Below are 25963 nucleotides of genomic sequence, written 5' to 3'. Positions count from 1 at the left end.
AAGGCAGGACGCGTCCCACCCGGTTTATGTTGCGTGGTCCGGTCCGGGATCGCGATCCCAGCAACCTCCCACGAGAGAATCTCGCCCGAAGACGATAGAGGCGGCGTTTACAGGGGAATGGTGGGGTTGGCAAGTGGATACGCCATTTACCCCGCTTGCGCCCTTTCAACGTGAAGTAGCAACCAGCGATACCGACTTCCGTCGTCCGAAAGAGAATAGTCTCAGTCTGAGAAAATACCTAATGTAGGCGCAAATTATGATAGCATAGGGGCATAATGTTTATGAAATTGGCAGGTTCCATTTTGATAACCGTGCTCACGGTTGGTATCGTCGACCCCCTTGAGGCCGAAACAGTGACGCGCGAAGTTAAGAGCGGGAAATCGCCGCGAGAGGTAGTTGGTCGAGGGTTCCGGGATTTCGAGCGAGGAACTTGGCAGCCCGCCAAACCTTACGGCGCACAAATTGTGTCCGATCCGCCGGGTGGTCTCGATGGCAAGGCCCTTCGCATGGAGCTGCGGTATGGGGATTGCGGGCGTGAAAGGAAATGGGACGACTGCGCTCAAGGCAACGAGAGAGTAGAGTTTGCAAGGTACAACGCGTTTAAGCACGGACAGCGCAAAAAGTACCAATGGTACGTTTATTTTGCGCCGGGATTTACGGACAAAGGTTCTGAACAGATTGTTGTCACTCAGTTTTCAATGATGGGAGCCAATTCACACCCTTTCCAGTTCGCAGTTCGCGGCAATAAACTCATAGCTTTGAAACGTGTGGAGAGCACTGATTGGAACTATGAAAGTCTTGTCCGCACGATAATACCGGCGTCAAACCTGACCGGCCGGTGGCACAAGGTGAATGTAGATGTGAAATGGACCACTGGGGACAATGGTCACTTTCTGGTTTGGGTCAATGACGCTCCTGTTTATCAGTGGAAAGGGCGTACTTTGGGTACTGGAACCGAGGGAAAGGTTGCCATGGGCCTATATAGGAAAAAACCCCGAAGCCACGCACCACCAGCTGTGCTCTACCTTTCCGGGATCAAAGAAAATTAGAAAATGTATCTCTCCGGGAATTTGGTTTGCGCCCGAGGCCAAGAAATTGACTCAACAGAACGCCAAGTGCCAAAGCGTCCATTCGCAAAAGAGATCCCGGTACGACCAAAAAACTAGGCATCAAAAAAGCCGCGTGCGATTAGGCGACGCGGCTTTTTTGGAATTTTTCTCTGCCACTCAGCCCTGCTTGGTTACCTGCGTAAAGTCCAGCTCGACCGGCGTCTCACGACCAAAGATCGAGACCGAAACCTTCAGCTTCTGGTTCTCGTCGTCCACGCCTTCGACCATGCCGTCGAAATCCTCGAACGGGCCATCGTTGACTTTGACCTTTTCGCCGACCTCGAAGCTGATCATCAGCTTGGGCGCTTCTTCGCCTTCCTGAACGCGGTTCAGGATCTGGTTCACCTCGGCGTCGCGCATCGGCATCGGGCGGCCTTGTGGACCAAGGAATCCGGTGACGCGGTTGATCGAGTTCACTAGGTGATAGCCCTGATCCGACATCTCCATATGCACCAGCACGTAACCGGGCATAAAGCGGCGTTCGGTCGTGACCTTCTTGCCCCGGCGCACTTCAATCACCTCTTCGGTGGGCACCAGAACCTCGTCGATATCGTCCTCAAGGCCCTGCTCGGCGACGGACGTGCGGATTTGCTCTGCGATCTTCTTTTCAAAGTTGGAAAGAACGCTGACCGAGTACCACCGTTTCGCCATGAACCTGTCGTCCTTGTTTACCTTCGGCGCATCCGATCAATCAGACGCGGCCGTCATTGAAATTCCATCACGTGACCCGGAATAAAAAGCGGCGCACAGCCCGAATCGCCGCACGCCCATTCCGAATAGTCCCGCGTCACTACTCTGACATCGCGCGCGGTGCAAGGGGCAAGCGGTGTTTCCGCGCGCCTGAACGGGTTTACCCGAACGCACCCAGGATCAGCTGCAGACCGCCGCGAATGCCCAGATCGACCAGCGCAAAGAACACGGCGGTCAGGGCCGCCATGATGAACACCATGACCGTGGTCAGCAGAACCTCGCGGCGCGTGGGCCAGACGACCTTTGCAACCTCGGCGCGGACTTGCTGAATGAACTGGATCGGATTCATGGTAGCCATTTGGCGGTGTTCTCTCTGCTAGCGGATGGGCCGGACATAACCGGGCATTGCGGCAATTTCAAGGGCTGTCAGGGCTTGGGCTTGTCGTCCCATTCATCGCTGAGGATGCGTCGCGCGTCGCCTTCGGGATCGTCATACTGGTTTGAGCGCACCGTGTAGACAAACGCCACCAGCCCAACCCCGCCCAGAAACAGGGAAATCGGTATCAGATAGGCCAGAACTTCCATCGCTTTACCTTACACGCAGCGCGTTCAGAGACACGGTGATCGACGAGGTCGACATTGCCAAAGCCGCAATCAGGGGCGTGGCCAGACCGACCACCGCCAGCGGCACCGCGATGATATTATAGACGGTCGCGATGCGAAAGTTCTCGCGAATCCGTTTCGTTGCCTTTACCGCCGTGTCACAGGCGTCAGAGATCGGCGACAGGTCATTGCCCAGCAGCACGATGTCCGAGGCCACCCGCGCCGCATCCAGTGCCGAGGCCGGAGAGATCGACACATGGGCCGCTGCCAGCGCCGCCGTGTCGTTCAGACCATCGCCTACCATCAGCACATGACGGCCCTGATCGCTCAGGTTCTGCACGTGCTTGGCCTTGTCCTGTGGCAGAGCCTGCGCGATCCATTTCTGGATGCCCAACTTGTCCGCCAGCGCCTGAACAGCGCCTTGGGTATCGCCCGAAATCAGGATGACCTGTTTACCCGCATCGCGGAACGCCTGCACCGCCTCGGCAGCACCAGATCGCAGGCTGTCCGAGAACAGGAAGGCCACCGGTGGCTGCCCGGCGATGGAGAGCCACGCGGCGGCCTGATCCCCCTCCTCCGCGCCCGTCCATGCAGCCCGACCAAGGCGGACACGCTGACTGTGGTAAGTGCCTTCGGTGCCGTATCCCGGAACCTCGGTGATGTCTTTCAACGTAGCGGGCTTGATCCCAGCTTCGCGTGCCGCTTGTGTCAAGGCGACGGACAAAGGGTGCGACGACGCCTCGGCCAGAGCCAGCGCGACCTCAAGGTCAGCGCGGGAATGATCGCCCAGATTGGTCAGCTCGGGCGTGCCCGAGGTTAGCGTTCCAGTCTTGTCGAAAACGACCGTATCGACCTCGGCCAGACGCTCCAATGCGGTTGCGTGCTTGATCAGCATCCCCTTGCGGAACAACCGCCCCGAGGCCGCTGTGGTCACCGCAGGCACCGCCAGACCCAACGCACAGGGGCAGGTGATGATCAGCACGGCGGCGGCGATATTCAGCGCCGTCCGAACGTCACCGGAATAAATATACCACCCCACAAAGCTGAGCGCTGACAGGATATGCACCCCCGGCGCATAGAGCTTGGCCGCCTTGTCCGCCAACGACGTGTACCGCGACCGGCCAGATTCCGCGATGGCCACCAGATCGGCCATACGATGCAGCGAGGTATCCTCGCCTACCGCTGTCGCGCGAATGGTCAGGGGGCCGGTCAGGTTGACCTCCCCGGCACTGACGGTCAGGCCCGCTTCGGCAAAAACCGGCAGGGTTTCCCCGGTCAGCAGGGACCGGTCCAGTTGGGACTGGCCCGAAACAATTTCGCCATCAACTGGCATCCGCCCACCGGGGCGGACCAGAACCAGATCGCCGACATTAAGTGTCGCAACGGCGACTTCTTCCTCAACCCCGCTTACCACGCGGATTGCGCGGGGGACTTCCAACGCGGTCAGCTCCTCAGCCGCAGATCGGGCGGCGGCGCGGGTGCGGTAATCCAGATAGCGTCCGGCCAGCAGAAAGAAGGTCAGCGTCAGGGCGGCATCGAAATAAGCGTGCTTACCGCTGAGCGCGGTTTCCCACAGGGACGTGATCAGCGCCAGCAGGATCGCCAGCACGATCGGCACGTCCATGTTCAGACGGTGCACCCGCAAAGCCGACCACGCATTCGCAAAGAAGGGCTGCGCGGAAAAGGCGATCGCGGGCAATGCGATGGCCGCAGAAATCCAGTGGAACATATCCCGCGTTGCATCCGCCGCCCCGGACCAGACCGAGACCGACAGCAGCATCACGTTCATCGACGCAAACCCGGCCACCGCCAGCCGCATCAGCAGGTCCCGCCCTGCCTTGTCCGCTTGCGTCGCAGACAGCGCACCGGGGTCCAGCTCATGCGCTTCATAGCCTGCGCCTTCCAGAACCGGGATCAGGTCAGCCGCAGACAAGCCCGGTGCGGCTTTGACCATCGCGCGCTTCAGGGTCAGGTTGACACGCGCATCTTCTACGCCGGGGTGGGCATTCAGCTCACGCTCGACCGTGGCGATACAGGCCGAGCAATGGATGCCCGGCAGGGACAGCGCAATCTGCACATCTTCCGGGATCGGGCGCGCAGGTTCCGCAGGGCTTGCAATGCAACCCGGACAGGCGGCCGTGCCAGATGAAAGCTGCGCCGTCATTCCCTATCCCTTTACATACAGCGGCACGCGCTGAGCGAACTCGGCCCCGCTGTGATCTTTTGCGACCAAACGGATGTTCCAATTTCCCTTGCCCAGCGACGCGGGCGTTGCATAGGCAGTTCCGTCAAAGCTGAAGTCCGGAGAGAAGTCATCCTTTACATGCGTGGCCCGTCCAACGACGGCCTGCAACTCGGCCACTTCGACAGGCGCACCGGTCTGGTCTGTTATGTGCAGAATCAAAAGCCCACCGGACAGCTCAGCACGGATATCCCATCCCAGCGCCTGATGTTCTTGCAGGCGTTCGTTAAATTCCTGACTGGCGACGTAAGAGTTCTTGACCTCCAGCCCCGGAAAAGTCTTCACCGCGCTGTAGGCCAGTACAAGGTTTACCGTGATGATCACGCCAAATGCAGCCACAAAGACGGCCAGGGCATGTTTGCCGGTGAATTTACGTTCGGCCATGTTCAGTTCCCTTGCCCGTTAAAGGTTGTGTCCTTGAAGGCACGCTCTCCGCTTTGCAGGTCTTCGACCCAGATGCGCACCGGAGTAACGTCAGTTGACGCCGGGCCGGTTCCACCAGAGGCCACGATATAGACGCGCGTTAATTGTGCCGTATCTGCAGCGACATTGACAGTGTCACCGTCATTGCCTTCGATCTGAACCTGAAGGGCCGGGTCCCCTGCCAACGTCAGTTTGAACGGCCGCTCCTCGCCATGCTTGTTGCGCAGGCGCACGTCATAGGTGTTGCGGATCGTACCGTCGGACAGGGTCACAAAGGTCGGGTTCCGAACGGGTGCCACGGTCAGATCAATATCGGACCGGATGAACAGCGCAAACAACAGCGCAAAGCCGACCGCAGCCCACATCCCTGTGTACATGATCGTCCGGGGACGCAGAATGTGCTTCCAGACGTTCCGAGGCGGTTGACCCTCACGCTCGCGCGTTTCATCGCTCAGCGCCATATAGTCGATCAGGCCACGCGGCTTGCCGATCTTGGCCATCATGTCATCACAGGCGTCGATGCAAAGCGCGCAGGTGATGCATTCAAGTTGCTGCCCGTCGCGGATGTCGATCCCAACCGGGCAGACATTCACGCAGGCCATACAGTCGATGCAATCCCCCAACTCGGAATCAGCAGTACGCTTGCCCTTGCCGCGTGGTTCACCCCGCCATTCGCGGTAACCAACGACCAGAGTGTCCTCGTCCATCATCGCCGCCTGAATACGCGGCCAGGGGCAAGCATAGATACATATCTGCTCACGCGCGAACCCGCCAAACAGGAAGGTCGTGCCGGTCAGGATCAGCATCGTGGTATAGGCTACCGGGTGCGCATTACCCGTCACCAGATCGCGCAAAAGCGTTGGCGCGTCGGCGAAATAGAACACCCAAGCCCCACCTGTCGCCAAACCGATCAGCAGCCAGACGGTCCACTTCGTCACACGCAGCCGCGCCTTGCGGAAGTCCAGCTTCTCTTGCCGGTGTAGGCGCAAGCGCGCGTTTCGGTCGCCCTCAATCCAGCGTTCGACCAGAATATACAGGTCTGTCCAAACCGTCTGTGGGCAGGCATAGCCGCACCAGACACGCCCCAACGCCGAGGTAAACAGGAACAACCCCAACCCGGCCATGATCAATAGACCTGCAACAAAGTAGAACTCGTGCGGCCAAATCTCGATCCAGAAGAAATAGAAACGACGATTGGCCAGATCCAGCAGCACCGCCTGATCCGGCAGGCTGGGTCCGCGATCCCATCTGATCCACGGCGTCACGTAGTATATGCCCAGTGTGACAGCCATGATGATCCATTTCAGGTTGCGAAATGGCCCGGATACGCGCCGGGGAAAGATGGGCTCCCTTGCGGCGTAGAGGCTGGGGGCGGGGTCGGAATCGCTCACGGGCTGGCTCCAGATGTGGCAGTATTTGGCGTCTTTTTCCAGATCACAAAGGTAGGCTCTTTGACATGGGTCAAAAGCGCATCGTACAGACACCTTTTGTCACAGTCTGACGACTTGCCCCCTAAGCCAACTGACAAAGATTTTGGCGGCAGGACGAAGCGGTATTTCGCCCGTTACGATATAATAGCCGCTATTTTCAGGCTCGCAAAACAGTTCCACAAGCTGCCCAGAGGCGATGTCGCTCTCGACAAAATGCCGCGCCGTGACTGTCACGCCCTGACCGGCGCGCAATGCGTCCAGCAAAAGGTTTCCCGGCAAGGCGATCCGCCCGGCACCCGGGCCGTGTTCGACGCCATGTCGCGCCAGCCAGGTTGTTGCCTCGGTTGTGCCCAGTTCTTCCAGCCACGGGAGCTGGCTTAGCTCTTGCGGTGTCCACTCAACCCGACCCCCAAGCAAGTTCCGTGCAGCGACTATCACGATGGGGCTGCTCAGCAACAGGTCCGAGTCAATGCCGGACCAATCTCCGCTGCCGTACCGGATTGCCACGTCCACACCGCCGGGGCTTGGGTTGACCAGTTTCGGCGTCGGGTCCAGAGCCAGAGGAATGTTCGGAAATTCTGCTTGAAAGGCAGGCAGGCGCGGCATCAGCCAGGACGCAGCGAATGAGGGCGTCAGAGAAACGTGGACAGGACGGTCCTGATCTGTTTGCGTCAGGTCCGCAACGGCTGCTCCGATTGCGCCAAACCCCAGTCGGACTGCACGCGCCAGCTTTTCACCCTCGGGGGTCAGGGTCATGGATTTCCCTGATCGATCCAGCAACGAAACGCCCAAGTACTTTTCCAGCGTCCGCAACTGCTGACTGATGGCAGCGTGGCTGACATTCAACGCCGCACCAGCTTGGACAATGTTCTCAGCCTCGGCAAAGGCCGAAAATGCCCGAAGCGAGGCCAGAGGTGGCATTTTCATCCAGTTCATCTGTAAGCCCTGCTTACACAATAGAATTGTAATTGAGTCGCATTTTTCCGCCAGAAGTTCAATCTTTTCTGCATGCACAAACCGGAAAGGAGAGGCAAAATGCTCTCAATCCTTGCAAGAACCTTCATGGTCGCGACTCAAACCAGAGATCGCGATGAAAGTATCGACAAACCCCGCCTTGGGTCGCGGTCAAAGCACTGGTCGGCACATGATCATTGGAAAAGAAAAAGCCCAGCGCACGAAAAGGTGCATCTGGATTGCATCATTCGCGATTAGTAGTCTGGGAAATTAGCACCGGCTGTTCAGGAAACGCGCGAACAGATGGAACAGCCGGTGCCTCAACCTTCGGGCGGCGAACCGTCCGAAGGTATTCTTCAAACCTTACTGACCACCACCCAACTGGTGGACATAGGCAGTCACAGCGCGGATCTGCGCATCAGTCAGACGGTTTTCCCAGGCGGGCATCACACCGAAGCGGCTGTAAGTGACCGTCTCGGTCAGAGCTTCTTCGCTGCCACCATAGAGCCAGATCGCGTCGGTCAGGTTCGGCGCACCCTGGAACACGTCACCCGTGCCGTCTTCGCCGTGACACGCAGCGCAGTTGTCCTCAAAGACAACCTTGCCCGCTTGCGCCGCGACGTCATCCGTCTGAGCCTTGCTCAGAGACATGACGTACTGAACCACCTGCGTGATCTCTTCTTTCTCGAGAATCTCGCCAAAGGCCGGCATCTCGGAATAGCGTGCGTCGTCGCTTTCTTCGTTCCGAATACCGTGGGCAATGGTGAACTCGATATCTTCGAGCGTTCCGCCCCACAGCCACGCATCATCCAGCAGGTTCGGGAAGCCGGGCGCGCCCTGTGCACCGGAACCATGGCACTGTGCACACCAGGTGCGGAACACCGCGCCACCCGAGTTTACCGCGAATTGCTGCAATTCAGGATCCTTCGAGATGTCCTCAAGCGGTGTTTCCACCAGCTTGGCATTCCAAGGCGCGTTGGCCTCCTGGAAGGCAACCATTTCTTCCTGAACCATCCCACGAGAGGACCAGCCCAGAACGCCAGCGGTCGCGGATTGAACCAACGGCCACGCCGGATACATGATCGTATAAATCACGCCCCAGATAATTGTGACGTAGAAAGTCCACAGCCACCAGCGGGGCATCGGGTTGTCAAACTCTTCGAGACCGTCCCAGCTGTGTCCGGTTGTCTTCGGATCACCCGGCAGTTTTTCAGGTGTCTTGCTCATGGCCGCGCCTCCTTGGGTGTGGCGGGATTGTCGCCCCCTAGGGGCGCAGCTTTGTCGTCGCCCCGGAGGGGCGCTGGTGCGTCAGCGTGCCGGAAGGGGATGTTGGCAGTGTCTTTGTATTCCTTGCTGGCACCCGGGCGGAATACCCAGATCACGATGCCAACAAAGAAGGCAAACAACAGTAGCAACATCCAGCTATCCGCGAACTGCCTGAGGATTGTGTATTCTTCCATCACACCCTCCTTTAGCGGTTCGGATCCGGGGTGAAGGTCGAGAAATCGACCAGCGTTCCCAGCATCTGCAGGTAAGCGATCAGCGCGTCGGCTTCGGTCAGTTCAGGCTGACCATCAAAGTTACGCACGTTGACCTTGTCTCCATAACGTTCCAGCAGTCCGTCATAGTCGCTGTCCGGATCGGCTTGCGCACGGAAGTCCGCCTGGGCGTTGGCCAGCATTTCTTCTGTATAGGGCGTGCCCACGACCGCGTTGGCAGCCATGATGTCGCCGATATACTTGCCGTCCAGCTTTCGGTGCTCGAGGAAGCCATATTTGGGCATCACCGATTCCGGCACCACCGACTGTGCATCGCGCAGATGGTCCACGTGCCACTGGTCCGAGTAACGGCCACCCACACGGGCCAGATCAGGCCCGGTGCGTTTCGATCCCCACTGGAACGGGTGATCATACATCGACTCAGCCGCCAGCGAGTAGTGGCCGTACCGTTCAACCTCGTCCCGCATCGGACGGATCATCTGGCTGTGGCAGACATAGCAGCCTTCGCGCAGATAGACTTCACGACCCGCCATTTCGAGAGGGGTGTAGGGACGCATGCCCTCCACCTTCTCGATTGTGTTCTCAAGATAGAACAGCGGGGTGATCTGAACGATGCCACCGATGGTCACGACCAGAAAGCTGAATACCAGCAGGAGGGTCGCGTTGGTCTCGAGGATCTTATGTTTGTCGAGAATTGCCATTGCTCCGGCCCTCCTTATTCAGCCGGGACCGCGACGGACAGGCTGGCTTCTTTAGCCGGTGCCTTCCGCACAGTCATCCACAGGTTGTAGCACATGATCACACCGCCCGCGACGTAGAGCACACCGCCCAGCGCACGTACCACATACATCGGGAACTTGGCGGCCACGGTGTCAGCGAACGAGTTCACCAGGAAGCCGTTAGCGTCCACTTCACGCCACATCAGACCTTCCATGATACCGGTGACCCACATCGACGCGGCATAAAGAACGATACCGATCGTGGCGAGCCAGAAGTGCCAGCTGACCATCTGCAGCGAATACAAACGCTCACGCTTCCACAAGACAGGTACCAGGAAGTACAGCGCACCAAAGGTGATCATACCGTTCCAGCCCAGAGCGCCAGAATGCACGTGACCAATGGTCCAGTCGGTGTAGTGAGACAGGCTGTTCACAGCGCGGATCGACATCATCGGGCCTTCAAAGGTGGACATGCCGTAGAAGCCGACCGAGATGACCATCATACGGATGATCGGGTCGGTGCGCAGTTTGTCCCATGCGCCCGACAAGGTCATCAGACCGTTGATCATGCCACCCCAAGACGGCATCCACAGAACGATCGAGAACACCATGCCCAGCGTCGAAGCCCAGTCAGGCAGTGCGGTATAGTGCAGGTGGTGCGGACCGGCCCAGATGTACAGGAAGATCAGCGCCCAGAAGTGGATGATCGACAGCTTGTACGAGAACACCGGACGCTCGGCCTGTTTCGGGATGAAATAGTACATCATGCCCAGGAAGCCCGCAGTCAGGAAGAAGCCCACGGCGTTGTGGCCGTACCACCACTGGATCATGGCGTCCTGTACACCCGACCAGACGATGACCGATTTCGACCCCCAGATGCTGACCGGGATGGTCAGGTTGTTGACAACGTGCAGCATCGCGACGGTGACGATAAAGGCCAGGTAGAACCAGTTGGCCACGTAGATATGCGGCTCTTTCCGCTTGACGACAGTGCCCAGGAAAACGGCCAGATACGCAACCCAGACGATGGTCAGCCACAGATCGACGTACCATTCGGGCTCAGCGTATTCCTTGGATTGTGTTCCACCCAGAACATAACCGGTCGCGGCCAGTACGATGAACAGCTGATACCCCCAGAACACGAACCACGCCAGGTTGCCGCCCCAAAGACGCGCGGCACTGGTGCGCTGTACCACGTAGAACGAGGTTGCGATCAAGGCGTTGCCGCCAAAGGCAAAAATCACTGCAGATGTGTGCAGCGGACGCAAACGGCCAAAATTCAGATAGCCCTGCGCCCATTCAAAATTCAAAACGGGAAAGGCCAGTTGAAAGGCGATAAATGTTCCGGCGATGAACCCGATCACGCCCCAGAAGGCGGTGGCGATAACGCCATAGCGGATCACGCCGTCCATATATTCGGCCGAACGATCCACAAGAATATCTGGCTCGTCGGTGTTTCTAAGCGTCCAGATGAACAATCCGCCGGCGATCAGCATCACCAGAATTGCATGCACCTGATACGCCAAATCGCGTGCATAATTGGTCCCGATCGCGGCAAAAACCACGATAAGACCAAGCACGATCAGCTTGATGTAATTTGACATATTGCGTCCCTTTGCCATGCTCTGCGCGATTCTCTTATATCGCAGAACCTTATTGACTGGCTGCTCTTTTGTCGGACAGCCGCCTCAACTGCCTTGATCTGTGTCAAGACAAGCCGCCGAATACTATGACAATGCTATAGAAACGACTGGGCCAGAAAGTCGCATTTTGCAGTGGTCCGAAGGCAAGAGGTCAAAATGGCTTACAAATCTCTTCTTACTGTCATGACAAATACCGAACAATCGAACGCAGCGCTCACGCAGTTGGCGGCGCTTGCCTCGGCTCAGGATGCCCACGCCGAAGCCCTGTGCCTGGGGGTCGATCGCAGTCAGACAGGGTATTACTATGCGGGCGCAAACGCCCTGATCCTGCAAGAGACGCTGAGCCGCGCGAATGCAGAAGCCGAGGAGATCCTGGCCCACGCAAAAGAGTTTCTGGGCAAATCCGGCATCCGGTGGTCGGCCGAAAACGGAGTGGCGCAGATCGCGGACATCGGACGTCATGTTGCCCACCGTGCACGATTCTCTGATCTGGTGGTTTTGCCTCAGCCTTATGGCGAAGATCGTGGCGCAGAGTGTGAACCCATAGTAGAAGCGGCCATGTTCGAGGGTCACGCCCCCGTTCTCATCACTCCGGCAAACGCGCAACCGTTTGACCGGCCGGGCACCATACTGATCGGCTGGAACGAAAGCGTCGAGGCCATGCGCGCCATTCGTCGCGCCCTGCCCTTCCTGAAACAGGCCGAGCTTGTACGGATCGTCGTGATCGACCCGCCTCGCCACGGCCCGGACCGATCCGATCCGGGTGGGATGCTGTCGCAAATGCTGGCACGGCACGGCGTGAAATGTGAAATCGACGTTCTCAGCAAGACGATGACCCGTGTATCAGACATCCTGAATCGTCACGCCTCGGACACCGAAGCCGACATGATCGTCATGGGCGCTTACGGACATTCGAGATTCCGTGAGGCCATTCTGGGCGGCGCAACGCGAAACATGCTGGAACAATCGCCTGTTCCCGTATTTCTGGCGCATTGAGGCCAGCAAAAGAAAACCGCCCCAAGGGGCGGTTTTTTTATCCTCGCCGTACGAGACCGATCAGGAACAACAAAATGACTGCTCCGATCGTGGCAAACAAGATTGACGAGAACACACCGCCCCCAACCGAAAAACCAAGCGCCGGAAAGATCGTTCCCGCCAGAAACGCGCCGACAACCCCGACGATAATGTTTCCAAACAGGCCGAAGCCCCGGCCTTCCATGATCTTGCCGGAAAGCCAACCGGCTACGGCACCAATGAAGATCATGGCCAGTAGGCTGCTGAATTCCATGGTTTGCTCCTGAACTGTCTGCACTCAGCCCACTAAACCATGACTGATGCGTCAGGTCACGTCAGACCAGAAAACCACCGTCTGAGTCGTCGCCTGCTTCTTCCATCAGACGGCCCATGTCCGGGATGGTCACGTGGCGTTTGCCTTCAAGGCTAATGACGCCGTCCCGTTTCAGCGCTGAAATCTGGCGGCTGACCGTTTCCAGGGTCAAACCAAGGTAATCCGCCATAGCCTCACGCGTCAGCGGCAGGTCAAAGACAATCGGCCCGGCATTCCCCTTTGGACTGATCGAGGCATCCCGGCGGGCGATGATAGACAACAGGCTGGCGATCTTTTCGCGCGCAGTTTTGCGCCCAAGAACCAGCATCCATTCACGCGCTGCATCCAGCTCATCCAGCGTCATCTGCAGCAGGCGGTGGGCGATATGCGGGGTCTCGTTCATCAGTTCTTCAAAAGGCTTTTTGCGAAAGCAGCACATCACCAGATCAGTCGTAGCCTGCACATCGTAAGGCGCCGATTCGCGACCGGGCCGTCCGACAAAATCGCTGGGAAGCAAAAGCCCCACCATCTGTGTGCGGCCGTCTTCCATAGTCTGCGTCAACGACGCGATGCCAGACACGACCGATCCCACAAAATTCATCTGATCACCGGACCAGATAATCGTCTGACCAGCCTCAAAACTGCGGTAATACTTAATCGTTTCCAGCTCTTCCAGCTCATCGGCATCGCAATGCGCGCACACGGCCCGATGGCGGATCGGGCAGTCAGCACAGTTCGCATGGTCGATCTTGAATGTGGGTGTCATACACGTTTCCACTTGATCTCTATCAAGGTATCTTTGCGGGCCGTCCTTTAACGGTATCGCCATGATAGTTAAACCACAACTGGCACGGCTTGGACTATTTGACGCGAAAGTACCGCGTTACACAAGCTATCCTACCGCCCCTCACTTCAGCAATGACGTGGGGGCAAGTCTTTATGGGGACTGGATTTCCCGGATCAAGCCCGGTTCCGCCATCTCTTTGTACATCCACGTCCCATTCTGCCGCAGGCTCTGCTGGTTCTGCGCATGCCGGACGCAAGGCACCCAGACCGACAACCCAGTCATCGCCTATGTGGATGTGCTGAAAGCCGAACTGGATCTGCTGGCTGAACGTCTTCCACAAGGGGTGACCCTGTCGCGCTTGCATTGGGGCGGCGGCACACCCACCTTGCTGAGCCCGGATCTGATGCGTGATCTGGCAAAGCGTATTCTGGAAATTGTTCCCCTTGGCCCGAACGCCGAGTTCTCGGTCGAGATTGACCCGAACGAGATTGACGAAGCGCGTCTGGACGCACTGGCAGAGGCTGGAATGAACCGGGCTTCGATCGGGGTTCAGGATTTCGACGACGAAATTCAGAAAACTATTGGCCGGATTCAAAGTTACGACACCACGCGCAAAGCAGCGGAGATGATCCGCGCACGCGGCATTTCCAGCCTGAATGCAGACATCCTGTTCGGCCTGCCGCATCAGACCAAGTCGCGGATGACCGAAAGTGTGCAAAAGCTACTGTCGCTCAGCCCGGATCGCGTGGCGCTATACGGATATGCCCATGTTCCATGGATGGCCAAACGGCAGCAATTGATTCCGTCCGACGCGCTGCCCACCCCGGAACAGCGGCTGGACCTTTTCGACACGGCACGCCGCCTGTTCATGTGGGACAACTACGCAGAAATCGGCATCGACCACTTTGCGACGCAGGATGACGGCCTGACCCAAGCTCTGAAAACTGGGCGGCTCAAGCGGAATTTTCAGGGCTATACCGACGATCAGGCCGAAGTTCTGATCGGAGTAGGCGCAAGTTCGATCTCGCGCTTCCCGCAAGGCTACGCCCAGAACGCGCCCGCAACCTCGGCCCATACCAAGGCAATCCGCGAGGGGCATTTCTCGACATCCCGTGGACATGTGTTCAAGGGGCAGGACGTGCTGCGTGCCCGATTGATCGAGGCACTGATGTGTGACTTTCAGATCAACTCAGCCGAAATCCTGCGCGACCACGATATTTCTGCCGCTGAGTTGAACCAGATGTATCAGACCGCCAACACATCGTTTGATAATCTGCTTAGCGTTACCGAGGACGGCCTGTTCATCCCTACGGAAGCGCGGGCTTTGACCCGAATAATTGCCCGTAGTTTCGACGCCTATGACCTCAGCAAAGCAGGGCACAGTTCGGCGATCTGACGTCTTGCAGATTGCCCGGCTTTGCAGTCCGTCACCCTGAAATACGTGCAGGGGCTTGACGCAGGTATCCGATTTTCTCCACACTTGGGCTGTGCGATCCGCACCCTGAGGCAGGTGAATTCGCAGACAGTTCTTGCCGACGCATCCGCGTGGGACGGTCCTTTTCGTGCAGGTATTACTGCAACCTGAAAGAGGGACAGCACTCATGCGCGTTTTCACCGTCCTCGGCCCCAGTCAGTCGGGCAAGACAACCCTGGTCGAGGCCATTAGCCGCCTCGACGGTCGACCCACCACATTCGACGTATCCGGAACCGTGCACTTGCACGGTTTTTCTTATTTGGACGAACAATGGTGCGCCGTCGACGTCGATGGCGGAGGGGATAATCTGGGCTATGTCGGCCCGGCCATGGCCATTTCCGACGCGGCAGTTGTGGTTGTGCCTCCAGACCCGGACGCCGCCGTTCTCTGCGCCCCTTATCTAAGGCTGGTGGAGGAGGCCGGGATTCCCTGCTTTTTGTTCATCAACCGGATGGACAGCCCAAACGGGCGCATTCGGGACATCATCGCGGCACTACAGACCTATTGCGTTCATCACATCGCGTTGCGGCAAGTCCCCATCCGTGACGGAGACTCCATCGTTGGCGCGGTCGATCTGATTTCGGAACGGGCCTGGAAATACCAAGAGGGAAAGCCCTCGAATCTGATCGAGTTGCCCCAATCTGTGGAAGACCGTGAACAAGAAGCCCGAACCGAGCTTTTGGAAACTCTGTCCGATTTTGACGACAACCTGCTCGAACAACTGATCGAAGACGAACAGCCCCCCAGCGCCGAGATTTATGACCTTGCGGCGCAGGTGTTGCAGAACCATCAGCTTATCCCCGCCTGTCTGGGATCCGCCAGCCATGGCAACGGCCTGACGCGCCTGATGAAAGCCTTGCGGCACGAAGCGCCCGAGTTTGACATCGCAGCCGGTCGCGATGAGGCCGCCGAAAACGCGCGTGCGATCGCAGGGTTTGCCGATGTGAAAAAGCATATCGGCAAAATCATCGTCCTGCGCGGACTGGGAGACGGCGTAATAGCCCACGAGCCATTGGGAGGTGAAACCGTTGGAAATCTGACGAGTTTGGATGCAAAAACCCAGATCGACAAGCTGGACGCGGGACAGATCGGGCTGGCGGTCAAGTCTGACCACCTGAACCCCGGCAATCTCTATGACAGCAAAGAGGCCACGCCGCTGCCCGAGTGGGCCTCGTCCCATCCAGCGGCCCACCGTCAAGTGGTCTCGCCCGCGCACGAACGCGACGATGTACGTTTGTCCAATGCCCTGACCCGGCTGGTCGAGATTGACCCCGGCCTGCACATGGAACAGGACGAGCTGAGCGGACACTCAGTTCTGGGGTCTCAGGGTCCGCAGCATATGCGCCGTGTCAGCGCGAAATTGGCCGAGGATTTCGGGATCGAGATCGTCACCGACCCGGTTGAAACCGCATATCGGGAAACCATACGTACGCCGATTGAACATCGGCACCGCCATCGCAAACAGTCCGGCGGGGCCGGGCAATTCGCCGATGTCGTCATCTCGGTCGCGCCTATGCCGCGCGGGTCAGGATTCCAGTTTGAAGAGGTGGTCAAAGGCGGTGCCGTGCCGCGCAACTATATCCCCTCGGTCGAACACGGGGCCAAGGACGCGCTTGAACAGGGCCCCGAGGGGTTCCCGGTTGTAGATGTGAAAATCACGCTGAGCGACGGCAAACACCACAACGTGGACAGCTCGGACTATGCTTTCCGCACGGCCGGAAAAAACGCTGTGCGTGAGGCGCTGCCACAGGCCAAACCCGTGGTGTTGCAACCGATCCTGAACGCCGAGATTCACCTGCCGTCGGATTTCGTGGGCGATCTGGTGCCCACGATCAGCTCGCTTCAAGGTCAGGTTCTGGGCTTTGAGGGCAATCCCAACGCATCAGGGTGGGAGATTTTCAACGCGCAGCTTCCGGCGGTGGCCGAGGATGAACTGCACCGCAGTCTGGCCAGCGCCACACGCGGCACCGGTTGGGTCAAACTGAGCTTTGATCACTATGAGGAACTGCGTGGCCCGGTGCCAAAACAGGCGGCAAAGGAAAAAGCCAGCGCCTGAGCAAACGCAGGGCGGGCTTCAGCCCGCCGCTGCGATCAATTCCCGGGTGTAATCCGTCTGAGCGTTTTCAAACAAATCCTCGGCAGCGCCCATTTCAATCACGTCGCCATTTCGCATGACGATGACGTTATGGGACATGGCGCGCACGACTTTCAGATCGTGGCTGATGAACAGATAGGCCAGCCCGTATTTGCGTTGGAGGTCACGCAGCAGATCGACGATTTGAACCTGCACCGTCATGTCCAGCGCGCTGGTTGGTTCATCCAGAACCAGTAGCTTGGGCCGCAAGACCATTGCTCGCGCGATGGCGATCCGCTGACGTTGGCCGCCTGAGAACTCATGCGGGTACCGGTCCATTGCGGCCGGGTCCAGCCCGACTTCGGTCATCACCTCAGCCACCAGTTCACGCGGGGCGCGGTGCGGGTCAACTTTGTGGATCGCCAAACCTTCGGCAATGATCTGCTGGCACGTCATGCGCGGGCTGAGGCTGCCGAACGGGTCCTGAAACACGATCTGCATATCCTTGCGCAACCGGCGTAGCTGTCGCGTGGACCAACGCCGGACATCCTGATCGCGAAAGGTGATGCCACCTTCAGACGCGATCAGGCGCATGATCGCCAAAGCCAGCGTTGTCTTGCCCGAGCCGCTTTCACCCACGATCCCCAGCGTCTCACCCGCGCGCACGCTGAGCGTGGCGTCGTTGACCGCCTTGACGTGTCCCACGGTCCGCTTCAGGAACCCGCGCTGGATCGGGAACCAGACCTTGAGGTGATCAGTCCGCGCGACCTCTTCTGCATCCGAGGCCACCGCCTGTGGGTGACCGGACGGCTCGGCCGCCAGCAGCTTGCGGGTATAGGGGTGTTGCGGGTCGTCGAAAATCTCGGCCGTGGGGCCGGTTTCGACGATCTCACCATCCTTCATCACGCATACACGGTCCGCGATCCGGCGCACGATGCCAAGGTCATGGGTAATGAACAACATCCCCATGTTTTCGGATTTCTGCAACTCGGCCAGCAGTTCGAGGATCTGCGCCTGAATGGTCACGTCCAGCGCCGTTGTCGGTTCATCCGCGATCAGGATATCGGGCTTGTTGGCCAGCGCCATCGCGATCATCACGCGCTGCCGCTGTCCGCCCGACAGCTGGTGCGGATAGCTGTCCAGACGATCCTGCGGGTCGCGAATACCAACCTTTGTCAGCAGCTCGACAATTCGGTCACGCGCTGCATCGCCGGTCAGACCCTGATGCAAGGCCAGGGATTCCGCCATCTGTTTCTGGATCGTATGCAGTGGGTTGAGCGAGGTCATCGGCTCTTGAAAGATAAAGCTGATGTCGTTGCCGCGCACATCCATCAGCCTGTCCTCGGACGCGCCGATCATCTCATTCCCGTCATACCGGACGGAACCTTCGACGATCGCGCTATCGCCCAGCAGCGACACTGTCGACAAGGCTGTAACGGATTTACCCGATCCGGACTCACCCACCAAAGCCACCGTTTCACCACGGTCGACGGTGAATGACACCCCCTTCACCGCCGCGCTGACCTGCCCGTCCTGTTTGAACGAGACCTTGAGGTTGTTCACATCCAAAAGGCTCATGAGAAGGTCTTTCTGGGATCAAACGCATCGCGCACGCCTTCAAAGATGAAGACCAGCAGCGACAGCATGATGGCAAAGGTAAAGAACGCCGTGAACGCCAGCCACGGGGCTTGCAGGTTCTGTTTCGCTTGCAAGGTCAGCTCACCCAGAGACGGGGCTGAGGATGGAAGGCCAAAGCCAAGGAAGTCCAGTGAGGCTAACCCACCAATAGTGCCCGTGACGATAAACGGCATGAAGGTCAGCGTGGCGACCATAGCATTCGGCAGCATGTGACGGAACATGATGGTCATGTTTCCCACGCCCAGCGCACGCGCCGCACGCACATATTCAAGGTTCCGCGCCCGCAGGAATTCGGCCCGGACAACCCCGACCAACCCAGTCCAACTGAACAGGATCATCAATGCGACCAGCAACCAGAAACTTCGGCCCAGAATGGCAAACATGATGATGATCACATAAAGCGACGGGGTTGCGGACCATATCTCGATGATCCGCTGGAAAATCAGGTCCAGCCAGCCGCCAAAGAACCCCTGAATAGCTCCGGCGAAAATTCCGATCAGGCTGGCAACGCCGGTCACCATCAGGGTGAACAGGATCGACAGCCGGAACCCATAAATCACCCGCGCCAGCACATCGCGCTTGGTGTCGTCCGTACCCAGCAGGTTCTGGCCATTTGGAGGCAGCGGCGCGGCACCCGGCCGGTCAACGCTGGTGTTGAAGGAATAGGGGATCAAGGGCCAGATAGCCCAGCCGCGCTCGAACCCTTCGGCTTGGAACGTACCGGCGTCGATCTGCTCGATAATGCCCTCGGGGTCGTCGAAACACTGCTCCAACCCGCCGCTGTCGATCAGGCAACGCACTTCGGGATCGCGATAGATCGCTTCGGTCTGGAAGTCGCCCCCAAACTCGGTTTCGGCGTAGAAGTTGAAGACGGGCGTGTAGAACTCGCCCCGGTATTTCACGAGGATCGGTTTGTCATTGGCGATGAATTCGGCGAACAGCGACAGGCCGAACAGGATCGAGAAAATGATCAGCGACCAGAAGGCCCGGCCATTGCGCCGGAAATTGCGCCAACGACGTTGATTAAGCGGAGAAAGCGCCATCTAACCCTCCCGCTTTTCAAAGTCGATGCGCGGGTCGACCAGCACGTACATCAGATCACTGATGATACCGACTACCAGCCCCATCAGGCCAAAGATGAACAGCGTGCCAAAGATCACCGGGTAGTCGCGCGCAACGGCGGCCTCGAACCCCAATCGGCCCAACCCATCCAGCGAGAAGATCGTTTCAATAATGATCGACCCGCCAAAGAACACGCCGATGAACACAGCAGGAAACCCCGCAATCACGATCAGCATAGCGTTGCGGAACACGTGACCGTACAACACCTTGCCCTCGCTCAACCCCTTGGCGCGGGCCGTCATCACGTACTGTTTCTTGATCTCGTCGAGGAACGAGTTCTTGGTCAGCAGCGTCAGGGTTGCAAAGGCCGAAATGGTCAGGGCGATAATCGGCAACGTGATGTGCCAGAAATAGTCGGCGATTTTTCCCATCAGGCTTAGACTGTCCCAATTGTCCGATGTCAGCCCCCGCAGCGGGAAAATCTGCCAGTATGACCCACCGGCAAACAGCACGAGCAACAGGATTGCGAACAGGAAACCGGGAATAGCATAGGCCACGATGATCGTTCCGCTTGTCCAGGTATCAAAGGTCGATCCGTCCTTGATCGCCTTGCGAATGCCCAGCGGGATTGACACCAGATAGGCAATCAGCGTGGACCACAGACCCAGCGAGATCGAGACAGGCATTTTTTCGAGGACCAGATCAATAACGCTGATCGACCGGAAATAGCTCTCGCCGAAATCCAGTGTCAGGTAGTTGCCCATCATGGACAGGAAACGCTCCAACGGCGGTTTGTCGAACCCGAACTCTTTTTCCAGCTCTGTAATGAATTCCGGCGGCAAGCCACGGGCACCAACGTATTTGTCGTCGAACGAGCCTCCGGCGGGTTCGGCGGCGGCACCAGCATCTCCGGCACCCGCGAAGCCTGCGAAAACATCGCCCTGACCTTCGATCTGCGCGATGATCTGTTCGATCGGCCCGCCCGGTACAAACTGAACCAGCGTGAAGTTGACGATCATAATGCCCAGAAGCGTGGGAATAACCAGCAACAGGCGTCTTAGTATATAGGCGCCCATGTTACCGCAGCGCGCCCTTCGTCTTTAACGCAGCCTCTTTCTCGGGGTTGACCCACCAGAGATCAAGGTAGCCAAGCGAAAATGGCGGCAGGTTTTCGGGGTATTCATACATGTCGTAATAAGCCGTCCAGTAGTCCGCCACATATCCATCGGGAATAATGAAGAACTCATACCGCAGCACGCGATCCAGCGCCATAAGCGCGGCGTCCTGTTCGGCCTGATTTGTTGTGTCAAAAGACGCCTCAATCACGGCATCCACCAGCGGGCTGGCAAGCCCAGCCGGGTTGAACAAGCTGAACGCGGCTTCTTCGGAACCATACATCTGGCTCAAACCGCCGCCGGTCGACAGGAATGACCCATACCGGGTGGAATGAACCATGTCGTAGTCCCGCTCGCGCCTGCGCAGCGTGAACTGAGACGGGTCCACCTTTTCCGCCGAGGCGTCCACGCCGATCGACTGCAGGTTCTGCACAAAAGTTTCGATCATCGTCGCGGTCGAGGTTGGAATGCTGGACGCATAGGGGATGTTCACCTTGAGGGTTTCACCAGCCGCATTGCGGCGCAGATTGCCATCGCCCACAGGCCACCCGGCCTCATCCAGCAGTTTCGACGCCTTGCGCAGGTTGCGGCGGTCGTTCAAGCGCGCCGGGTTGGATTCATGCGTCGAAAGCGCCGGTTCGCTCAGAACATCTGCGGGGACCACGTCACCCAGCGCCTCCAGAAACGCCAGTTCCGCCCCTTCGGGCACGCCGGTTGCCTCAAGATGCGTCCCCTGAACAAATGAGTTCCGCGGCGAGTTCAATCCGAACATCAGCGATTCATTGGCCCATTCAAAATTGAACGCCAACGCCAAGGCTTTGCGCACGTTCTTATCCGCGAATTGCGGCTTACCCAGGTTGAAAACAAAGCCCGATGGCGTCGGAGGGCTGCCATCGACAATCTCATCTCGCACGACTGAACCTTCGCTCAGTTTTGGAAAATCATAGCTGGAGGCCCAGAGTTTGGGGTCACTTTCGATACGCATCGTATACTCGCCCGCCTTGAACCCTTCAAAAGCAGCAGTCTGGTCGGCGAAATACTCAACCCGGATGGTATCGTAGTTGTTGCGCCCAACATTTATAGGCAGGTCTTTCCCCCAATAATCGTCACGGAGCTTGTAAACGATGCGGCGATTGATGTCGTAACTGTCCAGCTTGTACGGCCCCGACCCTACCGCAACCTCAAGCCGGGGTTCATCCAGACGGCGGCTCTCGTCCGCTTCAAACCACGCTTTCGAGAATACAGGCGTTGATCCGACGGTCTCGATCAGCCCACGTCTTGTTACTTCGGGGCTAAAGGTAAATTTGACGGTGTGATCATCCAGCGCTTCGGACCCCGTAACCATCCGACCAACAGCTTGCGCATAAGATGGCAGGCCCTGCTCGATAAACAGGCGATGGCTATAGACCACGTCCTCGGCCGTTACCGGGGTGCCGTCCCAGAACGTCGCCTCGGGCCGAATGTGAAAGATCACGTAGTTGCGGCCTTCATCGTACTCCATGCTTTCAGCCAGCAGGCCGTAATACTGCCCGACGCTGTCCGCAGTGCTGTCGATCAGCGAGTCGTATTGCAGCGTCGTAAGCGCCCCGGCCCGGCCTTTGCGCGAATAGGGGTTCAGAGAATCAAACGTGCCGGAACCAGCCAGCGACAACTCTCCCCCCTTGGGGGCTTCGGGGTTCACATAGTTCAGATGCGGGTAGTCTGCGGGATAGTCGAGATTTCCGAAATACGAATAGCCGTGGCTTCGGGTTACATTTTCCTCGGCAGAATGGGCTTGGCTTCCAATGCCCAGCATGAACGCCGCTGTAATCCCCATCAGCGCCGCCCAAGGCCGAACATTCGATACGCGCGGTGCGGGCGGCAGGGGTTTCATGTGCTCATCCTCTGGATCGTTGACTTCTTTAACCTTGTAAGCGCCAGCTAAAAGACCAGCACTGTCATATGCAAGTTTAGAATGCGTGAACGCTTTGTGAAGTTCTTCTTAAACAAAAAATAAAGCCGCTGCGCGGGGCAGCGGCTTTGAATCTAGGCGATACCGAGTATGGGATCAGTTGCCGATTGTTTGCAGGTAAGCAATCAGGTCAGCGCGATCCTGCGGCTTTTTCAGGCCAGCAAAGCTCATGGAGGTGCCCGAAATATAGGCGCTTGGGCGTTCTAGGAACGCGTCCAGAGCTTCCGGCGTCCAGTTTCCGCCATGCGCCTGCATCGCGGCTGAATAGCCGGTAAACCCATTCGCCGAGGCAACCGGGCGGTCCACAACACCATACAGGTACGGGCCGGTGCCATTCGCGCCATCTTCCAGCTTGTGGCAGGCGGTGCATTTGCGGAACACCTTGGCGCCTTTTTCCACATCAGCGGCGGCCAGCATGTCTTCAAACACCACTTCTTCGCCGTCAGCGCTTTCGCCCGCGCTTTCGGTTTCGATGATATAAGAAGCCGTCTCGCCATGCGCATCGGCGTGATAAAGAACTTCGGCGCCCCATTTGGCCAGAAGCAGCACCAGGAAGGTGCCAAACAGGCCTGCGGCGGCCTTGGTAACTGTCATCGTGTCGAACATTGATCGCGAGTCCATTTCAGCTGTCTGCGGGGTGTCTAAGGCTTCCCCTGACAAGAGGCAAGGTATAGACACCGCGACTAAACGCCCAATTCGAGAACTTGTTGCACGGAATCGACCAAATGACCAAACGTATCGCATTTCAGGGAGAACCCGGCGCCTATAGCCACGAGGCTTGCCGCAATGCCCGCCCCGACATGGAGGCCCTGCCCTGCCGCACATTCGAGGATGTGATCGAATCGGTCCGCTCGGGCGAGGCTGATCTGGCGATGCTGCCCGTCGAAAACACGACCTACGGTCGGGTCGCCGATATCCACCGGTTGCTTCCCCACAGCGGTCTGCACATCATCGACGAGGCATTCGTGCGTGTTCACATCAACCTGCTGGCCGTTCCGGGGGCCACGCTTGCGGACATAACCGAAGCCCATTCGCATCTGGTATTGCTGCCTCAATGTGCGGGGTTTCTGAAAGAGCACGGGATTCGCGGACGGGTCAGCCCCGACAACGCCCGCGCCGCGCGTGAGGTTTCCGAGCAAGGTGATCTGCACTCGGCTGCGTTGGCCAGCGAACTTGCCGGGGAAATTTACGGCCTGAAGGTTCTGGCGCGCCATATCGAGGACCGTGACAACAATACCACGCGATTTCTCGTGATGTCCCGTCAGGCGGACATGTCCCGTCGTGGCGAGCACGGCATGATCACCAGTTTTGTCTTTCAGGTGCGCAACATCCCCGCGGCCCTCTACAAGGCGATGGGCGGCTTTGCCACGAACGGTATCAACATGACCAAGCTGGAAAGCTACATGGTTGATGGGTCATTCACCGCCACGCAATTCTACGCCGACATCGTCGGTCATCCAGACGACCGAAACGTAAAGCTGGCCATGGAGGAGCTGGAGCATTTCACCACAAATGTGGAGGTTCTGGGTGTGTATCCAGCCGCCCAACCGCGCGGATAAGACGCGTCGCGAAGTGAAACGCTTGACCTATCCACTATGGGCGGTGGGCCGCCCGCCAGCGGTCTCAGGCATTTCAGCGCGTCAGAGGCCGTGCCTGTGCCGTTCTTCCATTTCTCGGGCGAACTCACTCAACCGCGACTGAAAGCGCCGCCGGAACCGAGATTGCCCCAGTCTGAGTGACTGCAGAAAGAGGCGCGCCGGCAGGGATTTAGCTGCCAGGGTCATATCCAGTTTCAGCCTTGTTCTGCGCTGGGACAGAGCAAGGAATTCTATCACCGTCGTACCGCTGAGGCCTTTGCCGGTGGCCTCAAAGCGCATCTGGGACGGGGGCTCACACTCGGCCATCAATATTTCGACGTGGCGCGGCTTACCGCGCAGCCTGAACTCGGTTTCCCAAGTAGTACCGGGAACGACTCCCATGTGCCCCGACATCCGCCGCACCTCGATACCGCGACGCATGGCCATACGCTCAAAGCGTTCAAAATCAGCTACCATCTCGAACACTGAGTTGATCGGGGCTTCGATATCTTCGCGCGCCGTGAATTGCATTTCAGATTGTGGCTCTCATACTTTTCAGCCCAGTATTTTGTCAGTCCAAGGTGTCTGCAAGCCAGTTCTGCAAAAGGAAATGCGCGATGGCACCTTTGCGCGCAGGCAAAAGATTTGGATGCTCACCTGCGAACGCCTGCATCATCTCGGACTTGCTGACCCACATCGCATCTTCGATCTCAACAGGATCAATGATGATGTCCCTCGAAAGAGCTTCACCTGCGCACCCAAACATCAACGATGCTGGAAACGGCCAGGGCTGGCTGGACAGATACGTCACCTGACCTACCGGCACGCCTGCCTCCTCCATTACCTCGCGCCTGACGGCGGCTTCCAGCGTCTCGCCCGGCTCGACAAATCCCGCCAGCAGGGAATACATCCCTTCGGGCCACCCAGGAGACCGCCCCATCAAAACGGATTCGCCATGCGTGATCAGCATAATGACGACAGGATCCGTTCGCGGGAAATGCTGCCCACCGCAAGACGGACAACTGCGCTGCCATCCCGCCTGAGACATCTCGCTGGCCGCGCCACAGCGGGCGCAAAACCGATGCGTCTCGTGCCAGCCGATTACCGCCTTGGCGGACGCCGCCAATTCAGCGTCGCGCGCCGATAACCGGGTCATGATTCGACGCAGTTCAGCAAACACAAACCCTGCGGGTAGGTCAGGATGCTGTTGCTCTGACCGGTCAACAAAAGCGCCGACCTGAGATAAATCCAAATCATCTGCGGCCCAGTTTGAAATATCGACCGCGAACACTGGCGAGTCGTCGGAAATACCCAGAAAGATCGGTTCCTCGGTAATCCCGCCCGGTCCGTTTTCAACCAAGCCATGTGTCATCGGAACAAAGCCCAGCCGATCCAGCGCCTCGCCCTGGGCCAGCAGTTTACCCCGCCACAGCAACAGACACCGCGCCCCGGGGTTCGCCCGGGCCGACGCGATTTCATCAGCGTTTCCACGAATATGCGCCGCACGATCCAGGCCAGAACCACCAAATGTCACATGCTCAGCGTTTTTCATTGCAGTTCCTTTGGGTTGTCCGCACAGGGCTGCCATGACAACGATGGCGTTGCAATGGCAATTCATACCGACCGGAAAAAGAACCCGCGGCGTT

General features: G+C 58.2%; 25 protein-coding genes. 5 read left to right on the top strand and 20 right to left on the bottom strand.

Annotated elements, in window-relative coordinates; all coding sequences use genetic code 11:
• The first annotated feature begins 275 nt into the window (after window positions 1-275).
• Entirely contained in the window at window positions 276-1049 is a 774-nt protein-coding gene (locus ACR0LH_RS17205) for a heparin lyase I family protein (RefSeq protein ID WP_480721839.1), read from the top strand.
• A 177-nt stretch (window positions 1050-1226) separates the two neighbouring features.
• On the opposite strand, the gene nusG is transcribed toward ACR0LH_RS17205, so the two are convergent.
• The 11 genes from nusG to ccoN all read right to left on the bottom strand — a co-directional run bounded on the left by nusG (window position 1227) and on the right by ccoN (window position 11273).
• Window positions 1227-1760, bottom strand: a complete 534-nt coding sequence (gene nusG / locus ACR0LH_RS17200) for a transcription termination/antitermination protein NusG (protein ID WP_170385962.1) — start codon at window positions 1758-1760, stop codon at window positions 1227-1229.
• A gap of 199 nt (window positions 1761-1959) precedes the next feature.
• A complete protein-coding gene (gene secE / locus ACR0LH_RS17195; RefSeq protein ID WP_058272489.1) occupies window positions 1960-2157 on the bottom strand; it encodes a preprotein translocase subunit SecE in 198 nt (65 codons plus the stop codon).
• Window positions 2158-2225: 68 nt separating this feature from the next.
• Entirely contained in the window at window positions 2226-2384 is a 159-nt protein-coding gene (gene ccoS / locus ACR0LH_RS17190) for a cbb3-type cytochrome oxidase assembly protein CcoS (RefSeq protein ID WP_170355309.1), read from the bottom strand.
• Between the two features lie 4 nt (window positions 2385-2388).
• Window positions 2389-4566: a heavy metal translocating P-type ATPase gene (locus ACR0LH_RS17185; protein WP_480721837.1), complete on the bottom strand. Its 2178-nt coding sequence runs from the start codon at window positions 4564-4566 to the stop codon at window positions 2389-2391.
• 3 nt (window positions 4567-4569) lie between these two features.
• A complete protein-coding gene (locus tag ACR0LH_RS17180; protein WP_170385967.1) occupies window positions 4570-5028 on the bottom strand; it encodes a FixH family protein in 459 nt (152 codons plus the stop codon).
• 2 nt (window positions 5029-5030) lie between these two features.
• Entirely contained in the window at window positions 5031-6458 is a 1428-nt protein-coding gene (gene ccoG / locus ACR0LH_RS17175; protein WP_170485708.1) for a cytochrome c oxidase accessory protein CcoG, read from the bottom strand.
• A gap of 99 nt (window positions 6459-6557) precedes the next feature.
• Window positions 6558-7433, bottom strand: coding sequence for a LysR family transcriptional regulator (locus ACR0LH_RS17170; RefSeq protein ID WP_480721836.1), 876 nt, complete (start codon window positions 7431-7433; stop codon window positions 6558-6560).
• Between the two features lie 381 nt (window positions 7434-7814).
• A complete protein-coding gene (ccoP, locus tag ACR0LH_RS17165) occupies window positions 7815-8678 on the bottom strand; it encodes a cytochrome-c oxidase, cbb3-type subunit III (protein ID WP_480721835.1) in 864 nt (287 codons plus the stop codon).
• Window positions 8675-8911: a cbb3-type cytochrome c oxidase subunit 3 gene (locus tag ACR0LH_RS17160; protein WP_170385980.1), complete on the bottom strand. Its 237-nt coding sequence runs from the start codon at window positions 8909-8911 to the stop codon at window positions 8675-8677. Before ACR0LH_RS17160 ends, ccoP begins: the two co-directional genes overlap by 4 nt.
• Window positions 8912-8922: 11 nt before the next feature.
• Entirely contained in the window at window positions 8923-9651 is a 729-nt protein-coding gene (gene ccoO / locus ACR0LH_RS17155) for a cytochrome-c oxidase, cbb3-type subunit II (protein ID WP_170385983.1), read from the bottom strand.
• Between the two features lie 14 nt (window positions 9652-9665).
• The gene (gene ccoN, locus ACR0LH_RS17150) at window positions 9666-11273 is read right to left on the bottom strand and encodes a cytochrome-c oxidase, cbb3-type subunit I (RefSeq protein WP_480721834.1); all 1608 of its coding nucleotides are present in this window, start codon (window positions 11271-11273) and stop codon (window positions 9666-9668) included.
• Between the two features lie 195 nt (window positions 11274-11468).
• Between ccoN and ACR0LH_RS17145 the strand changes: the two genes are divergently transcribed.
• The gene (locus tag ACR0LH_RS17145) at window positions 11469-12308 is read left to right on the top strand and encodes a universal stress protein (RefSeq protein WP_170485711.1); all 840 of its coding nucleotides are present in this window, start codon (window positions 11469-11471) and stop codon (window positions 12306-12308) included.
• A gap of 37 nt (window positions 12309-12345) precedes the next feature.
• Here the strand turns inward: ACR0LH_RS17145 and ACR0LH_RS17140 are convergent, their stop codons facing one another.
• Window positions 12346-12600: a GlsB/YeaQ/YmgE family stress response membrane protein gene (locus ACR0LH_RS17140; RefSeq protein WP_170385992.1), complete on the bottom strand. Its 255-nt coding sequence runs from the start codon at window positions 12598-12600 to the stop codon at window positions 12346-12348.
• A gap of 61 nt (window positions 12601-12661) precedes the next feature.
• Window positions 12662-13405 carry a transcriptional regulator FnrL gene (gene fnrL / locus ACR0LH_RS17135; protein ID WP_170385995.1) on the bottom strand — a complete coding sequence of 248 codons (744 nt, stop codon included), beginning with the start codon at window positions 13403-13405 and terminating at the stop codon, window positions 12662-12664.
• A gap of 61 nt (window positions 13406-13466) precedes the next feature.
• Between fnrL and hemN the strand changes: the two genes are divergently transcribed.
• Together hemN and ACR0LH_RS17125 are read left to right on the top strand one after the other, a co-directional pair.
• Window positions 13467-14822 (top strand): oxygen-independent coproporphyrinogen III oxidase, encoded by a 1356-nt coding sequence (gene hemN / locus ACR0LH_RS17130; RefSeq protein WP_480721831.1) that lies wholly within the window; start codon window positions 13467-13469, stop codon window positions 14820-14822.
• A gap of 205 nt (window positions 14823-15027) precedes the next feature.
• On the top strand, window positions 15028-16956 hold the full coding sequence (locus tag ACR0LH_RS17125) for an elongation factor G (RefSeq protein ID WP_480721829.1): 1929 nt from the start codon (window positions 15028-15030) through the stop codon (window positions 16954-16956).
• A gap of 18 nt (window positions 16957-16974) precedes the next feature.
• Here ACR0LH_RS17125 and ACR0LH_RS17120 read toward each other — a convergent pair whose 3' ends face one another.
• The 5 genes from ACR0LH_RS17120 to ACR0LH_RS17100 form a co-directional block, all read right to left on the bottom strand.
• A complete protein-coding gene (locus ACR0LH_RS17120; RefSeq protein ID WP_480721827.1) occupies window positions 16975-18552 on the bottom strand; it encodes an ABC transporter ATP-binding protein in 1578 nt (525 codons plus the stop codon).
• Complete coding sequence (locus ACR0LH_RS17115) at window positions 18549-19655, bottom strand: ABC transporter permease (RefSeq protein WP_170386007.1); 1107 nt, start codon at window positions 19653-19655, stop codon at window positions 18549-18551. Before ACR0LH_RS17115 ends, ACR0LH_RS17120 begins: the two co-directional genes overlap by 4 nt.
• Window positions 19656-20750 carry a microcin C ABC transporter permease YejB gene (locus ACR0LH_RS17110; protein ID WP_480721826.1) on the bottom strand — a complete coding sequence of 365 codons (1095 nt, stop codon included), beginning with the start codon at window positions 20748-20750 and terminating at the stop codon, window positions 19656-19658. It abuts the gene before it with no gap.
• Between the two features lies 1 nt (window position 20751).
• Window positions 20752-22662 carry an extracellular solute-binding protein gene (locus ACR0LH_RS17105; protein ID WP_480721825.1) on the bottom strand — a complete coding sequence of 637 codons (1911 nt, stop codon included), beginning with the start codon at window positions 22660-22662 and terminating at the stop codon, window positions 20752-20754.
• A 174-nt stretch (window positions 22663-22836) separates the two neighbouring features.
• Window positions 22837-23346: a c-type cytochrome gene (locus ACR0LH_RS17100; protein WP_170386730.1), complete on the bottom strand. Its 510-nt coding sequence runs from the start codon at window positions 23344-23346 to the stop codon at window positions 22837-22839.
• Between the two features lie 119 nt (window positions 23347-23465).
• On the opposite strand from ACR0LH_RS17100, the gene ACR0LH_RS17095 reads away from it, so the two are divergent.
• On the top strand, window positions 23466-24299 hold the full coding sequence (locus ACR0LH_RS17095) for a prephenate dehydratase (protein WP_170554114.1): 834 nt from the start codon (window positions 23466-23468) through the stop codon (window positions 24297-24299).
• An 81-nt stretch (window positions 24300-24380) separates the two neighbouring features.
• Here ACR0LH_RS17095 and ACR0LH_RS17090 read toward each other — a convergent pair whose 3' ends face one another.
• Together ACR0LH_RS17090 and nudC are read right to left on the bottom strand one after the other, a co-directional pair.
• Window positions 24381-24848, bottom strand: coding sequence for an SRPBCC family protein (locus tag ACR0LH_RS17090; RefSeq protein ID WP_170485718.1), 468 nt, complete (start codon window positions 24846-24848; stop codon window positions 24381-24383).
• A gap of 40 nt (window positions 24849-24888) precedes the next feature.
• A complete protein-coding gene (nudC, locus tag ACR0LH_RS17085; RefSeq protein ID WP_480721823.1) occupies window positions 24889-25869 on the bottom strand; it encodes an NAD(+) diphosphatase in 981 nt (326 codons plus the stop codon).
• Window positions 25870-25963: the final 94 nt, after the last annotated feature.

This window comes from Ruegeria sp. CL6, assembly GCF_056536465.1.
This window is presented reverse-complemented; position numbering and strand designations above follow the sequence as displayed.

Bases quoted from the DNA above. Each gene is read 5' to 3' on its own strand.
- ACR0LH_RS17145 (WP_170485711.1), top strand. From the start codon at position 11,469: ATGGCTTACAAATCTCTTCTTACTGTCATGACAAATACCGAACAATCG.
- ACR0LH_RS17100 (WP_170386730.1), bottom strand. From the start codon at position 23,346: ATGTTCGACACGATGACAGTTACCAAGGCCGCCGCAGGCCTGTTTGGC.
- ACR0LH_RS17090 (WP_170485718.1), bottom strand. From the start codon at position 24,848: ATGCAATTCACGGCGCGCGAAGATATCGAAGCCCCGATCAACTCAGTG.
- ACR0LH_RS17205 (WP_480721839.1), top strand. From the start codon at position 276: ATGTTTATGAAATTGGCAGGTTCCATTTTGATAACCGTGCTCACGGTT.
- ACR0LH_RS17105 (WP_480721825.1), bottom strand. From the start codon at position 22,662: ATGAAACCCCTGCCGCCCGCACCGCGCGTATCGAATGTTCGGCCTTGG.
- ACR0LH_RS17115 (WP_170386007.1), bottom strand. From the start codon at position 19,655: ATGGCGCTTTCTCCGCTTAATCAACGTCGTTGGCGCAATTTCCGGCGC.
- ACR0LH_RS17125 (WP_480721829.1), top strand. From the start codon at position 15,028: ATGCGCGTTTTCACCGTCCTCGGCCCCAGTCAGTCGGGCAAGACAACC.
- ACR0LH_RS17120 (WP_480721827.1), bottom strand. From the start codon at position 18,552: ATGAGCCTTTTGGATGTGAACAACCTCAAGGTCTCGTTCAAACAGGAC.
- ccoO (WP_170385983.1), bottom strand. From the start codon at position 9,651: ATGGCAATTCTCGACAAACATAAGATCCTCGAGACCAACGCGACCCTC.
- ACR0LH_RS17160 (WP_170385980.1), bottom strand. From the start codon at position 8,911: ATGGAAGAATACACAATCCTCAGGCAGTTCGCGGATAGCTGGATGTTG.
- nudC (WP_480721823.1), bottom strand. From the start codon at position 25,869: ATGAAAAACGCTGAGCATGTGACATTTGGTGGTTCTGGCCTGGATCGT.
- hemN (WP_480721831.1), top strand. From the start codon at position 13,467: ATGATAGTTAAACCACAACTGGCACGGCTTGGACTATTTGACGCGAAA.
- ACR0LH_RS17095 (WP_170554114.1), top strand. From the start codon at position 23,466: ATGACCAAACGTATCGCATTTCAGGGAGAACCCGGCGCCTATAGCCAC.
- ACR0LH_RS17140 (WP_170385992.1), bottom strand. From the start codon at position 12,600: ATGGAATTCAGCAGCCTACTGGCCATGATCTTCATTGGTGCCGTAGCC.
- secE (WP_058272489.1), bottom strand. From the start codon at position 2,157: ATGGCTACCATGAATCCGATCCAGTTCATTCAGCAAGTCCGCGCCGAG.
- nusG (WP_170385962.1), bottom strand. From the start codon at position 1,760: ATGGCGAAACGGTGGTACTCGGTCAGCGTTCTTTCCAACTTTGAAAAG.
- fnrL (WP_170385995.1), bottom strand. From the start codon at position 13,405: ATGACACCCACATTCAAGATCGACCATGCGAACTGTGCTGACTGCCCG.
- ccoN (WP_480721834.1), bottom strand. From the start codon at position 11,273: ATGTCAAATTACATCAAGCTGATCGTGCTTGGTCTTATCGTGGTTTTT.
- ccoS (WP_170355309.1), bottom strand. From the start codon at position 2,384: ATGGAAGTTCTGGCCTATCTGATACCGATTTCCCTGTTTCTGGGCGGG.
- ACR0LH_RS17170 (WP_480721836.1), bottom strand. From the start codon at position 7,433: ATGAACTGGATGAAAATGCCACCTCTGGCCTCGCTTCGGGCATTTTCG.
- ACR0LH_RS17180 (WP_170385967.1), bottom strand. From the start codon at position 5,028: ATGGCCGAACGTAAATTCACCGGCAAACATGCCCTGGCCGTCTTTGTG.
- ccoP (WP_480721835.1), bottom strand. From the start codon at position 8,678: ATGAGCAAGACACCTGAAAAACTGCCGGGTGATCCGAAGACAACCGGA.
- ACR0LH_RS17185 (WP_480721837.1), bottom strand. From the start codon at position 4,566: ATGACGGCGCAGCTTTCATCTGGCACGGCCGCCTGTCCGGGTTGCATT.
- ACR0LH_RS17110 (WP_480721826.1), bottom strand. From the start codon at position 20,750: ATGGGCGCCTATATACTAAGACGCCTGTTGCTGGTTATTCCCACGCTT.